This window comes from Propionivibrio sp. (genome assembly GCF_049316945.1).
In the GTDB taxonomy this organism is placed as follows: Bacteria; Pseudomonadota; Gammaproteobacteria; order Burkholderiales; family Rhodocyclaceae; genus Propionivibrio.
Genome location: NZ_JBMOJE010000135.1, coordinates 1 through 11,708, shown reverse-complemented (window position 1 = coordinate 11,708; position 11,708 = coordinate 1). Strand labels below are relative to the sequence as shown.

Below are 11,708 nucleotides of genomic sequence, written 5' to 3'. Positions count from 1 at the left end.
GGTTTGCCAAACCGTTGACGCCAGATTTCTACGGCGAGACGACACCGTTAACAGGTATTGCAGGTTCGCGACTACTGGTTTCAGGGCGGCTATCCAGAGCCCTGGTTGAGCGAGAATGAAGAATTTCGCAGTCTTTGGTACCGCCACTATATCGACGCCTATTTACTGAGAGACATCGGTGTCTTGTTTCCCAATCTTAATCGGGATCGCTACCGGCAATTTATCGCTCTGCTCAGTCAGCATTCCGGGAACATTCTCAATAATGCGGACATCGCCAGAACCCTCGGGGTAAGCGAACCCACCGTCCGTGACTGGTTGAGCATCGCTCACGATACCTTCCTGTGGCGACACATTCCGGCGTGGGATCGCTCGCCGGCAAAGCAATTGGTCAAGCATCCCAAGGGGTTCTTGCGGGATAGTGGCCTGTTGCATCGGCTCTTGCGAATCCAGGATCACACCATGCTCGCCACCCATCCTGTGGTTGGTAAATCCTGGGAAGGTATGGTCGTTGAGACCTTATTGAGAGGCTTCGAAAATGCCGGCATTGATGTGGAGCCCTTTCATTACCGGACAAGGGGCGGAGCGGAGATCGATCTGGTTCTAGAAGGCCAGTTTGGCAGTTCGCACCTCCTGCCGGTGGAAATCAAACTGACGCAGCAGTCGGATAAACGTTCATTACGTTCGATCTCTGAGTTTGTGACAACCCACAACTGCCCTCTGGGGTTGGTCATCAATAACGATGAACGCCCGCGCTGGTTAGATGAACGCATCCTCGCCATTCCGGCAGGCAGTCTTTGAGTATATCCATGGCCGAAACGCTAACTGATGAGCCGCTACGGATTGCGACTACGGGGGGCATCTTAATCTTGCGTGCATCCCGCCTCACGGAAGTATTGGAAAATCTCAGCCGCAGGAACACCCAAAGCCTCCGACCATTCCTTTGAAAGCTCGACCGGGTTGGTGGTGGCCAGATGGCTGCGCCTGGTCATCGTACTCATCACTGCATCAACCAGTGATTCAGGCAAACCGAGCCGCGCGCAAAAAGCCTTCCGGGCCGGCTGCCAACGCTCGGTTGAAGGGAATGACGCTTTCCAGCCGAGTTCACTGACCGGGCGCAATACGGGTTCGTGGCTGACGCTGTATGGCCTGAAAGGGCTCGGGAGCATGTTGTCGCGTGCCGCCAGAGCTTCCCGCTTCTTCTCCCATTCTGCTTCCTGGGCTTTTCGCAAGGCCTCGGTTTTCTCCCAAGCGGCCCTGGATTCCTCTAACCGCGTTTCAAGGCGAGCGCGCAGGGTCGCCTCGACTTCAGCCATCCTGGGATGGTAAATCCATCGCCGATTTCCTGGCGGCCTGAAAATGGCATCTTCCACCAACTCACGAGAGGCCTGCTGGGTCTTGAAGATGCTGAGGTCAATTTCGAAGGAGGCCAGCCCCGTGTCAATGAGGCGCTGCCGCTGTTCAGGCATCAATCGGTGGAAGACCGTGACTTCAACAAGAATTTGTCTGCCCTTCCGGCTACCGGATAGATCCGGGGTGATTTCATCGCGCCGTCGGCCGGCTTTGCAATCATCGAGATGGACATATTTGCTTTCGAAGACCACCTCTTGTTCGACGAAGTTTTCGCCGCCAGTTCCTCGGGCGGAAACAACCACCTTCAATGCTGGAAGCAGGAGCTCCTTACGTTCTCGGATGAGCTGCTTGGCCAGTTCATGCACGGAGATTCCGTAGGCGCCATCACACGCTTCTGCCTTTGCATGCGCGAAATGCCAGACTTTCTCGGTCCCTTGTCGGGCCTGCACCGGATGCTCACATCCTGGACAGATACAATGGCACGCAAGTCCCCGCGGAACCTCCTTTGGAGTAACGAGCATCCCATTGGAAAGCTGTTTGGCGAATGGAAGCAGAAGTGCGGTAGCCATGGCAAGCTGCGGAGATATTCAGTTAGTCCAAATGGGCTGAATTCTTGATTTCCTCTGACAATCGGCCAAAAAGGTCGTCATCAAGCACCACAAAGCGGATTTCCTTAACATACTGCAACTGCTTGACCATTTCGTGAGCCGTCCGCACCAGAATCGGTATTGCCTCCATCGGCGGGTAAGCGAAAATACCCATTGATATGGCAGGAACAGCCACCCGGGTGACTTTGTTTTCATCGGCCAGCAGCAGCGTATTCCTCATGGCCGATGCCAGATTGCCTGAAGGGTCTGGGTCGATAAGGTACTTTGGTCCCAGCGTGTGGATGATGAGCCTGTTCGGAAGATTGAAACCGGGTGTCACCACGGCTGAACCGAGGGCCAGAGGGGCCAGCTGGACGCTGCATGGTTCCAGTTTTGGACCGGCCGCACGATAAATCGCTCCGCATACGCCGGCACCGGCGAGGAGGCGATGATTCGCTGAATTAACCACGGCTTCGCAGTCAGGCTGTTCGGTGATATCGCCGCGCACGACGGTGATTTTGGCATTATTTCCCTTGCTCATTTTGTTTGGCCGGCCACTCGATACAACTGCGTGAGAACTTCACGCATTTCCTGCGGAAGGTAACCCCATCCGCGTTCGGCAATATCGTCGGGAATTCCGAACAGTGCCTCCGCGACACCTCCGGCAATTGCACCAATCGTGTCGCTGTCCCCACCGATGGAAATGGCGTTACGAATTGCATCCTCGAAGCCGTCTGCTTCCAGTACACAGGTCAGGGCTTGCGGCACTGTCTGCTGGCAGGTTTCGTTAAATTTGTACGTTGGACGGATAGCATCGACAGAGCGGCTCAGGTCATAGGCGAATGTCTCCGATATGTGTGCCCGTATTTCATCCTGCTTTGAACCGCTGCGGGCAAGATAGATGGCTGTCGCTGTAGCAGCGGCTCCTTTCATGCCCTCCGGGTGGTTGTGCGTAACTTCGGTTACCTGCCCAGATAGACGCACAGCTTCCTCCAGCGAACTCGCCATCAAACCTGCCGGGGCAACGCGCATCGCGGCACCATTGCCGTAGCTATTGTATGGTTCGAGGCTCTCGGAGCCTAGCCAGAGCGCAAAACTGCGACCCCACCCGCCGTTTTCCCAATATCGCTCTCCCCAGTCCTTTAGTGCCTCGGCAGGGTGGCGGGAATTCACCAGGGCATCTGCCACCGCCACGGTACAAACCGTGTCGTCGGTGAAAAAGGAACGCCGGTTGAAAAAAGGGGTGAAATCCTTCGCGCGATGGTTATTGAATTCATAAATGGAGCCCACGATGTCTCCGATGACTGCTCCCAGCATGTTTTACCGCTCCCTCAGGGTCTATGCCACATAGTATGTCTTGGTATTGGCTCGCCAGATGAGCCAGTTAATTCGCTATTTCCGCCGGCTTGGGCTTACAACCCCGTATTCCCAGGAATACTTGCTTGCGACCGTACTTATCTGATCTCGCTGGCTTCGTAGGCGTCATCAGGGCCGAAATCTGCCAGTTCCAAGGTCTCGCCGTTCGAAGCGCTTGAATCAACGACGCGATGAAGCAGGGTGTAAGCGACGCGCCATTGCTGATGACCACAGTGCAAGGTCACCGTCTTGTCGTTAAGCCGGACGATCCGGCCGCTACGCTGTTGCTGGCTGCGATCAACGAACCCGACCACCTCACCAATCGATACCTCGTTCCGTCCAAGGCCCTGTGCCGGTTGTTCTCGGATCTCCACGTCGGCGCCATCGAGATTGATGGCTGCGTAAGAGATCAGCCAGCGTTTTTTGGTAGCAAGATCCAGGACGACCGCCTGCTTGCGCCGCAACTCGACGATCTGGCCTTGGTGGGAACGATTCGCCTGGGGGTCAAAGTAATCGACGGTCTGGCCGACGACGATGCGGGACCGAACGGCATCCATCCATCCCGGCTGGTCCAGGACGCGATCAATGGCGGCCCGCAAGCGGTAAAGCTCGAAGGCGGAGGCATTGTTGAGGGTGGCGATGGTGTCGGAGAAATTCACGGTCAAGATCAAAACGAGGTTTTACTGAGGCCGAGCAGGCGTGCGAGGAAACCGCATTCTATTTGACGATTTCCAGTAACTCCACCTCAAAAACAAGCGTCGAGTCGGGCGGAATCGTGCCCGGAATGCCGCGGCTGCCATACGCCAAATTGGAAGGGCAAACCAGTTTTGCCTTGCCACCGACTTTCATCGTCTGCAACCCTTCGGTCCAGCAGGGAATCACCCGGTTCAACGGGAAAGTAGCCGGCTGCCCGCGGCCATAGGAGCTATCGAATTCCTTGCCATTGTTGAGTACGCCGCGGTAATGGACCTTGACGGTTTCGCTGCTCTTGGGGGTGGCGCCCGTTCCCTCCTTGACCGTGGTGATCACGATTCCAGAGGTGGTTTTCTCTTCCCTGGGCTCAGCCCCAACGGCTTGAAAGGAGAGCGCGATGAGGGTGGCAGCGGTTGTAATGAGCAGCTTTTGCATGGATGCCTTTGCTTTGATTGATTCAAATGTTGAGAAGATCCATCGAGAGGGTGCCGTAAATCTGAATAGTCTGGGGACCCGAGTAATGGATATCGAGCCCGAAAAAGACTTGAAGCTAATTCTCCCTAAACAGTGTCGGCCACAAAAATTGTCATGCCCACGGCGTGAATACTTGGATATTTCGATTCGTTTCTTGCCACCCAGGCATCAACGCCGTCAAGCGTCAGGTTTTTCGCGAGGACTTGCCCCGTCTGTTTGCACACTACGGAGTACATTGTTGGATCCTTTCATCGAATTGAAGAATGCCGCTTTCGTGTGACTTGGCCTTTGCATGACGACTGCCCGCAGGAGACTGCCACTCAGCGCCTCAGTCGTAATTGACCACCTCGATCGGCCCCGGCCGATTGGAGAAACGGTTCATCACAGTTATTTTCTCAAGTTCCAACCGGAAGCCTTTGCCGCCATAGACAAAGGTTTTTAGCCACGCCGCCTCTTCGTCAAGGCGTTGTTTAGGAATGCTCTTGGCCCACACCTTTTTGTCACCATTCCAGCGGTAGTCACGCTCTTTGAGGACATCCTTCGATTCGAAGGGCGAACCAAGGGCCGAAACCTTGATGTCCGATTCCCAGGCATTCTGCAGCAGAACCTGCATGGCTCTCGCATCAGAAGAGGGGAGGGTCTGCTGGAGCACTTCGAGAAGTGCCTGGCAGTCCGTAACGGCCCGGTGACCGGTGAAATGAAAGCCATAGAAGTAGGCCAGAAACTCCAGTTTCGAGCTGCCAACGCCTTCCTCTGACCATGGAATTTGTGCCCACGAACAAGCCCACGCCTTCGTGGCAAAAATGGGGAACCGCTGTTCCACGAAAACCCGATCGAAACCCGCGTTGTGCGCGATCACCAAGGAAACGTTTGCGACCAGTGCGGCGACCTGTTCATCGTCGATGCGCTTGCCGGATACCATCGCATCGGTGATGTGGTGGATTCGGGTCGACGCTTCCGGAATCGGCATGCCCGGATCCTCGAGTTCGTCGAATACCTCGAGAATACGATACGCCTGTCCGGTCTGAGGGCACACTTCAACGAACACCATGCCCAACTCGATGATCTTGTCCTGGCCCGGCCGGGTGCCGGTCGTTTCGGTATCGAGGATGGCCACCGTGATGAGTTTTTCAGGGGTCGGAGCATCGCTGAAGGTGGTGCGCATCGGCAGAGGCCGGATGACGCGATAGTTTCCGCGCGCCAGCCAGTCGGTGGCCAGTGCCACTTGTTCCGCGTTCGGTTCGCGGCTGAAGTCGATGGGTTCCATGATTTTTATTGTGTCCTGTCGTTGAGTCTTGGGTTGATCAGCTTTGCTCGGCGGGAAGTGATTCCGGAATATCCCGGTGGCCATGCAGGATGCGCCAGACTTCGATTCGTGTTGAAAGCTCGACATAGAAGACCAGATACGGGAATCCATTGCACAGCCAGAATTCTAATCCCGGCAGATTGAGGTCGTGAGCGTAGCGTGGCGATCCGGAATTCGGGCACTTCTGGAGGTGCTGATACGCCTGTTGAAGTGACTCCGTAAATGGCAAAGCACTTTCAGGTGCGTTGAGCAGTAGATGCTCAACCGCTGCTTGCACATCCGCATCGGCCTTAGCTCGCCGAACGATCGGCTTCATGCGCTGGTTGCTGGCAGGCGGCTACGAATGCCCTCACGCAAGGATTCAAAATAGTTTTCATCGGCTTCACCCGTCACCGGCGATTGCGCCCCCTCCAACAAGAGACCGCGCAACTGGAGCCGATCCTTGTCACTACGAATGAGTTCGCGAACATACTCGCTCGACGTGCCATAACCGCCCGAGGAGACACGCTGGTCGACAAACTCCTTCAGGGAGTCTGGGAGGGAAATATTCATCGTCGTCATCGTCAAAGTTTAGGATGCTTGGCAAAATTTGGCAAGACCAACCAATCAAGTCACTTGCCCCAATGAAACCGCCCTGCCTGTTCGACTGTCACGCTCAAAATGCAGGGGCACGGACCGCAGGTTCTCGTTCGCCACTGCTGGTTGGCTGCTCAGGTCTCGGCTTCGCACAGACTCAATGCTTCATCAAACTGGGCATCGGCTTGTAGAACGCCGTCTGGCCGCCAAATTCTTCTTGCAGCAGGGGTCCCATGGCGTCGGCGATGGTACTGAAATGAACGAACGCTTGGGTAATATGGGCACCCACGAAGGGCGCGGAGGAAATGTCGGCGAGGCCGAAGATTGCTCCATTACGGAAAACGAAACGCATCAGGGTTTCATTGGCGTTGATGTCGTTCAATCGAGCATAAATACCAGGGTGTTCTTCCACGTCTCTGAGGATCGCTGAGAATATGCGGACGTAGGGCTGATCCTCCAGGAGTCGCACGTAAATGAGCGCACTATTAAAACTAATCCCGATATCACCGTCGCCGTCAAATTCCAGATCGTTGATCCCCGTCGTCTCCTCGAGCGTCGCCAGTAGTTGTTGTGACACCGCCGCCGGACTCATGTCTTGGGAGGCACCACTTGCCCGCTTCAGCCCCAAGTTCGGGAGCACGATCGCTTCCCCATTGGCATCCCTGGCTTCGTATTGCAGGAATCCTGGATAGGGAACACAGAGGATTTCGGCGAAGGTCTTAACGGTCAAGTTCGCCATGGCTTCGAAGGATGTCGATTCGGAAAAATCCACGAAAAAGTTAGGCGACCCGTCCGGGTCGTTCTCGGGAGTCGCTTCGGCCGGATCCCCGGTCGGAACATCCCAGCCGGCATCAATCAAAGAAGCGATCTGCTGCGCATTGAGTTGTTCCGGCTTTTCCAGATAACTATTGCTCGTTGTTTCAACTCGCATCCCGAAGGATCCCTGGGCGGCGAACTGGATATATCGGTTCGAACGTTTTACCGACACAATCAGGTACTGGTCTTCCTCAAGTTCTTCAAGGACGGTCGCCAGTTTCTGTGCAAACCGGGGCCATGCGGCCGACAGGCGGCGCGCTGAAGCAGGTTTGGTTTTCATGGTTGGTTTTGTCATTCTGTTTCCTTCCGTCGTTGTGATGAGTGTGCTCGTCAGGGTGCCGCCTTATCCCGCCAGGAAGGCCGAGAGAAATGCTGCCTTCGCTTCTTGCGGCGACATCGGCGCAATCCGCATGGGGCTGGCGACAATGCCCCGGAGCGATTCCCACGGTTCGGAGGAATTGGGCATCAGATCCCGCTTCTCCATGGCCAGGGCGATCAAATCGGCGCGCTTGATGGCCGGATCGTCGAAGCTTCCAATGGCATAGCGAAGTCCAATCGCGCTCATAACCTTGCCTTCAATTTCGGAGAACAGCGGAAACAGTTGTTTCAGTGGTTTCACCATATCTCCCATATAGGCTTCGGCCGCATCGTGAAGCAACGCCGCCAGTCGCAGGGGCGGCGGAACGAGGTCGGCAACGATCAGGCTGTGCTGGGCGACCGAGTAAAAATGCCGCGTCTGCCCGTTGAAGCGGCACTGGTACGCCAAACCATGGGCAATGTCCTCGATGTCGATCTGATCGGGCGTCGGAGCCAGCGGATAGAATTGCTTGCCGGTAAAGGTCGAGACATAAAGGCTATGGGTGCTGAGTGTCATGGGCTTTCCTTGTTTTTTATAATCATATCCCTGCGTCGGCTCAGCAGATGAGCCTTGCCGATCCGGTGTCGCCAGCAGCCGCGCAATACGCTGGTATGATCCTTCAATCTCTTTGATCCCGGAATGCTGCCGATGGCCAAGGTTGTTCCCGAAGGCTGGCGCGAGATGTCTGCAGTGGGCGCGGCCCAGCGTGAGTTGGAAACCCTGGCCGTTCTCGCCGCCGGCCTGCCCGACGACTACACCGTCTATCATGGCGTGCACTGGACGCGGATCCAGCACGGCTTTGCCCTGGTTGGCGAGATCGATTTCGCGGTGGTCAGTCCGGCCGGGAAATTGCTCCTGATCGAGCAGAAATCGGGATTCCTTGCCGAAACCCCGGAGGGCCTGGTCAAGGTCTATGCCGCCAAGGAAAAATCGGTCGCTTTCCAGATGGGCCGAACGACCGAAGCGCTGCACACCCGCCTGCGGAATTTCTGTCCGGAAGCCGGGTTTTTTGTCGATGCCTTGCTCTATTGTCCGGACTACACGGTCAAGCAACCCGGTTCCGCCGGCATCGATCCGGAACGGATTATCGATGCCAAACGGCGCGACTACCTTGTGCAAATCATCAAGACCATCTTGCCGGCCAATGAGCCTGTCAATCCGCAGATCGCCAAGTTGCACCGATTTCTTGGCGATCAACTTAATCTGGTGCCCGAGGTCAATGCCGTCGTCGGCCAGGCGAAAACCCTCTACACCCGCCTGTCCGGGGGACTCACGCAGTGGGCACGGCAGATCGAGTGCGAACCCTTCCGCCTGCGGGTGATCGGCACGGCCGGTTCCGGCAAGACGCAATTGGCGCTGGCGGTTTTCCGGGATGCTTTGGCGGCGGGGCGCCGTCCATTGTATGTCTGCTACAACCGTCCTTTGGCGGATCATGTGGCCTTGATCGCTCCGGTCGGTGGCGAGGTGGCAACTTACCATCAACTGGCAGACCGGATTTACCGCGAGGCAGGACACGTTCCTGACTTTACCCAGCCCGGTGCCTTTGCCCGCCTGGAAAGCTTTCTGAACGACTATGTCCCCGCCGAGCGCTGGCGTTTTTATGAAATCATCATCGATGAGGGGCAGGATTTCCAGGCACCGTGGAAAGAAAACGTGTTGAAGCTTTTGCGCCCGACCGGTCGCGCCTGGTGGCTGGAAGACCCGATGCAGAATCTCTATGGGCGTCCTCCGGTCGAACTGCCTGGCTGGGTAGTCATCCGTTCGGAAACCAACTTCCGCAGCCCGCAAGACATTCTCGGGCACCTCAATCGCCTGTTGCCGACAGGGCAGGGCGTGGAAGCGGGAAGTCCGCTGACCGGGTCCGAGGTTGAGATCGTCTCGTATGCCGATGCCGCCGATTTGATTGCCCAGACCAAACGCGCGATTACCCAGAACATTGCAGCGGGATTCAAGCGCGACATGATCGCGCTTGTCACTTATCGGGGCCGGGAGCATTCATTGCTGACGCCCTTTGATCAACTGGGTCCGTATCCCCTTCGGAAGTTTACCGGTAACTATGACCTGCTCGGCAACCCGGTCTTCACCGAAGGCGAGGTGCTTGTGGATTCTGTCTACCGCTTCAAGGGCCAGGCGGCACCCTGCGTGATCTTCACGGAAATCGACTTCGAGGAACTCGATGAACTCGTGCTGCGCAAACTCTTTGTCGGCTTCACCCGGGCGACGATCAAATTGACGATGATCGTCTCCGAGCGTGCCGCAGGGAGGCTGATTGAGCGCTTGGGTGACGAAATCCCAGCGTACAAGCCTTGATGCATGGGTGAGAATTCACGGGATCGATGATGAGAATATTCCTGACCGGCGTTGCTGACGTTGGCAAAACCTCCACAGGGAGAAAACTGGCGGAGCATCTGCACGTCAGATTCTTCGATCTTGATGACGAAATCGAAGCTTTTTTTGGCGAGAGTATCGAGAGGCTGCAGAACAGGTTCCGGACAATCCGATCATTCCGCGAAGAAGCCGCCAAGGCTTTGACTGCGCTCCTCGCCCGCCCGGAAAGCCTGGACAGTGTGATTGCCTTACCACCCAGCGGATTGATGGGTGGCTATCTGCGAGTAATAAAAAAAGTCCCGGGAATCGTTATAGCGCTCAGCGACAGACCAGAGAATCTCCTGAAACGGATCACCTTTTATGATATCGACTCGAAGCCAATCGAGATGGTCCTCACCCCTGAAGATAAGCGCTGGTATCTGAAAGAGATCAAGAAAGACATTACGTATTTCGGCAAGACCTATGGACGCGCACACATTCGACTCGATATCGAGGATCTGGATGAGAAGGGCGCGGCTGACAAACTCAAGGAAGCCATTGTGGATTTCTTGCAGGCCACCGCAAGATAAGAAGGGTGAAAGATGGCGTTGTTGAATAAATCGAAAATATCACCCACCAGTCGGTAACTGGCACGATGCGGATCGATTTCTTCGCCAAAGACAACCCGTACCCTACAAACATAACGAGAATCGCCGCCACAAATTCACCAAGCACAATTACAAGGTGACCAACTGGCCCGAATACAACGAGGCATTGCGTCGACGCGGTGACATCACGATCTGGTTTTCGGCAGAGGCCGTCAATGAATGGCGTCCAGCCAAGACAGGCGCACGGGGTCGGCCACAGGAGTATTCGGATGTCGCGATTGAAACGGCGGTGTTTATCCGCCAGGTCTTTCATCTGCCCTTTTGACAGACTGAAGGCTTCATGACTTCAGTGGCGCTGATGTTGAAGGCGGACATCGCCATTCCTGACTTCAGCAGTATTTCCAAGCGCAGCATCGAATTGCCCCGGCATGTGCTGAGCAAAGCGATGGAACCGGGCAGCCTTGTGATCGTTTATTCGACCGGACTCAAGGCCTACGGAAAAGACGAGTGGCACCAAGAGAAGCATGACGTTCCGGCACGACGAACCTGGCGCAAGCTGCACCTTGCGATCGACGAAAACCATCAGGTTCTGGCCTGCGAACTTACCACGCCAGAAGTAAGCGACCCCACGGCCGTTCCCGATCTTCTTGACCAGATCAATACGCCATTCGTGACCTTCATGGGCGACGGGGCCTATGATGGCGAACCGGTTTCTGAAACGGTTCCGAACAAGCAGCCCGATGCCCAAGTTATCATTCCACCGCACAAGACTACGGTCTGTTCTTGGGCCGACAACTCACAGCGAGACGGGCATATTCAAACCATCGAGCAAAAGGGCCGCATAGCTTGGCAGAGGGAAACGGGCTACAGCCTGCGTAGCCATGTGGAACTGGCCATGCAACGCTTCAAGCGAATTTTCGGCAGCGTCATGAAAGCGCGCGCCTTGCCTCAGCAAAAAACCGAGGCATGGATCAGTGCGTCTGCTCTCAACCGAATGACCCATCTGTGCATGCCAGTGTCCGTGAAAATCTAGAAATACCCCAGAAATAGGGATTCTTTCGCCTCTTTCTAATTTATTCAACAACGCCGCTCCCTTTCCACAGCAATGCCCGTGCGCGTCGTCGAGTACCTCAGAAAGCCTGCTGGCCTGGGATCGGCAAGAACTTAAGGATTGACTGCCAAGGGTTCTTGCGGATGCTGAGACCAGCCTTGGATGTCCCTTCCGATGGATTTTTGCGCCCACCTGGTGGGGCAGGGTGTAGTCCTCAGGATGGACT

Annotated in this window: 13 protein-coding genes and 1 pseudogene; 4 read left to right on the top strand and 10 right to left on the bottom strand. The window is 55.8% G+C overall.

The annotated features are described in order from the left end of the window. Positions 1-105 precede the first annotated feature (105 nt). The gene (locus ACOYNV_RS21960) at positions 106-798 is read left to right on the top strand and encodes an ATP-binding protein (RefSeq protein WP_422901946.1); all 693 of its coding nucleotides are present in this window, start codon (positions 106-108) and stop codon (positions 796-798) included. Between the two features lie 62 nt (positions 799-860). Here the strand turns inward: ACOYNV_RS21960 and ACOYNV_RS21955 are convergent, their stop codons facing one another. The 10 genes from ACOYNV_RS21955 to ACOYNV_RS21910 all read right to left on the bottom strand — a co-directional run bounded on the left by ACOYNV_RS21955 (position 861) and on the right by ACOYNV_RS21910 (position 8,032). After that, positions 861-1,871, bottom strand: coding sequence for a competence protein CoiA family protein (locus ACOYNV_RS21955; protein WP_422901947.1), 1,011 nt, complete (start codon positions 1,869-1,871; stop codon positions 861-863). 70 nt (positions 1,872-1,941) lie between these two features. Then, positions 1,942-2,478 carry a macro domain-containing protein gene (locus ACOYNV_RS21950; RefSeq protein ID WP_422901945.1) on the bottom strand — a complete coding sequence of 179 codons (537 nt, stop codon included), beginning with the start codon at positions 2,476-2,478 and terminating at the stop codon, positions 1,942-1,944. After that, entirely contained in the window at positions 2,475-3,254 is a 780-nt protein-coding gene (locus ACOYNV_RS21945; protein WP_422901944.1) for an ADP-ribosylglycohydrolase family protein, read from the bottom strand. Before ACOYNV_RS21945 ends, ACOYNV_RS21950 begins: the two co-directional genes overlap by 4 nt. 137 nt (positions 3,255-3,391) lie before the next feature. Further along, a complete protein-coding gene (locus ACOYNV_RS21940) occupies positions 3,392-3,952 on the bottom strand; it encodes a hypothetical protein (RefSeq protein ID WP_422901943.1) in 561 nt (186 codons plus the stop codon). A 58-nt stretch (positions 3,953-4,010) separates the two neighbouring features. Beyond that, positions 4,011-4,421 carry an FKBP-type peptidyl-prolyl cis-trans isomerase gene (locus tag ACOYNV_RS21935; RefSeq protein WP_422901942.1) on the bottom strand — a complete coding sequence of 137 codons (411 nt, stop codon included), beginning with the start codon at positions 4,419-4,421 and terminating at the stop codon, positions 4,011-4,013. A gap of 367 nt (positions 4,422-4,788) precedes the next feature. Continuing rightward, positions 4,789-5,727 carry a 3'-5' exonuclease gene (locus tag ACOYNV_RS21930; protein ID WP_422901941.1) on the bottom strand — a complete coding sequence of 313 codons (939 nt, stop codon included), beginning with the start codon at positions 5,725-5,727 and terminating at the stop codon, positions 4,789-4,791. A 37-nt stretch (positions 5,728-5,764) separates the two neighbouring features. Continuing rightward, positions 5,765-6,082 carry a type II toxin-antitoxin system RelE/ParE family toxin gene (locus ACOYNV_RS21925; protein ID WP_422901940.1) on the bottom strand — a complete coding sequence of 106 codons (318 nt, stop codon included), beginning with the start codon at positions 6,080-6,082 and terminating at the stop codon, positions 5,765-5,767. Next, complete coding sequence (locus ACOYNV_RS21920; RefSeq protein WP_422901939.1) at positions 6,079-6,318, bottom strand: type II toxin-antitoxin system ParD family antitoxin; 240 nt, start codon at positions 6,316-6,318, stop codon at positions 6,079-6,081. Before ACOYNV_RS21920 ends, ACOYNV_RS21925 begins: the two co-directional genes overlap by 4 nt. Positions 6,319-6,499: 181 nt before the next feature. Then, positions 6,500-7,453 (bottom strand): T3SS (YopN, CesT) and YbjN peptide-binding chaperone 1, encoded by a 954-nt coding sequence (locus ACOYNV_RS21915; RefSeq protein ID WP_422901938.1) that lies wholly within the window; start codon positions 7,451-7,453, stop codon positions 6,500-6,502. A gap of 48 nt (positions 7,454-7,501) precedes the next feature. Then, positions 7,502-8,032: a hypothetical protein gene (locus tag ACOYNV_RS21910; RefSeq protein WP_422901937.1), complete on the bottom strand. Its 531-nt coding sequence runs from the start codon at positions 8,030-8,032 to the stop codon at positions 7,502-7,504. A 132-nt stretch (positions 8,033-8,164) separates the two neighbouring features. Here ACOYNV_RS21910 and ACOYNV_RS21905 point away from each other — a divergent pair, with 132 nt between their 5' ends. The 3 genes and pseudogenes from ACOYNV_RS21905 to ACOYNV_RS21895 all read left to right on the top strand — a co-directional run bounded on the left by ACOYNV_RS21905 (position 8,165) and on the right by ACOYNV_RS21895 (position 11,464). After that, the gene (locus ACOYNV_RS21905; RefSeq protein ID WP_422901936.1) at positions 8,165-9,826 is read left to right on the top strand and encodes an ATP-binding domain-containing protein; all 1,662 of its coding nucleotides are present in this window, start codon (positions 8,165-8,167) and stop codon (positions 9,824-9,826) included. Between the two features lie 26 nt (positions 9,827-9,852). Then, positions 9,853-10,413: a shikimate kinase gene (locus ACOYNV_RS21900; protein ID WP_422901935.1), complete on the top strand. Its 561-nt coding sequence runs from the start codon at positions 9,853-9,855 to the stop codon at positions 10,411-10,413. 154 nt (positions 10,414-10,567) lie between these two features. After that, positions 10,568-11,464, top strand: a pseudogene (locus ACOYNV_RS21895) (IS5 family transposase). Positions 11,465-11,708: the final 244 nt, after the last annotated feature.

Coding starts and splice junctions, on each gene's coding strand:
- ACOYNV_RS21955 (WP_422901947.1), bottom strand. CDS start 1,871: ATGCTCGTTACTCCAAAGGAGGTTCCGCGGGGACTTGCGTGCCATTGT.
- ACOYNV_RS21950 (WP_422901945.1), bottom strand. CDS start 2,478: ATGAGCAAGGGAAATAATGCCAAAATCACCGTCGTGCGCGGCGATATC.
- ACOYNV_RS21945 (WP_422901944.1), bottom strand. CDS start 3,254: ATGCTGGGAGCAGTCATCGGAGACATCGTGGGCTCCATTTATGAATTC.
- ACOYNV_RS21935 (WP_422901942.1), bottom strand. CDS start 4,421: ATGCAAAAGCTGCTCATTACAACCGCTGCCACCCTCATCGCGCTCTCC.
- ACOYNV_RS21930 (WP_422901941.1), bottom strand. CDS start 5,727: ATGGAACCCATCGACTTCAGCCGCGAACCGAACGCGGAACAAGTGGCA.
- ACOYNV_RS21925 (WP_422901940.1), bottom strand. CDS start 6,082: ATGAAGCCGATCGTTCGGCGAGCTAAGGCCGATGCGGATGTGCAAGCA.
- ACOYNV_RS21920 (WP_422901939.1), bottom strand. CDS start 6,318: ATGAATATTTCCCTCCCAGACTCCCTGAAGGAGTTTGTCGACCAGCGT.
- ACOYNV_RS21915 (WP_422901938.1), bottom strand. CDS start 7,453: ATGACAAAACCAACCATGAAAACCAAACCTGCTTCAGCGCGCCGCCTG.
- ACOYNV_RS21910 (WP_422901937.1), bottom strand. CDS start 8,032: ATGACACTCAGCACCCATAGCCTTTATGTCTCGACCTTTACCGGCAAG.
- ACOYNV_RS21905 (WP_422901936.1), top strand. CDS start 8,165: ATGGCCAAGGTTGTTCCCGAAGGCTGGCGCGAGATGTCTGCAGTGGGC.
- ACOYNV_RS21900 (WP_422901935.1), top strand. CDS start 9,853: ATGATGAGAATATTCCTGACCGGCGTTGCTGACGTTGGCAAAACCTCC.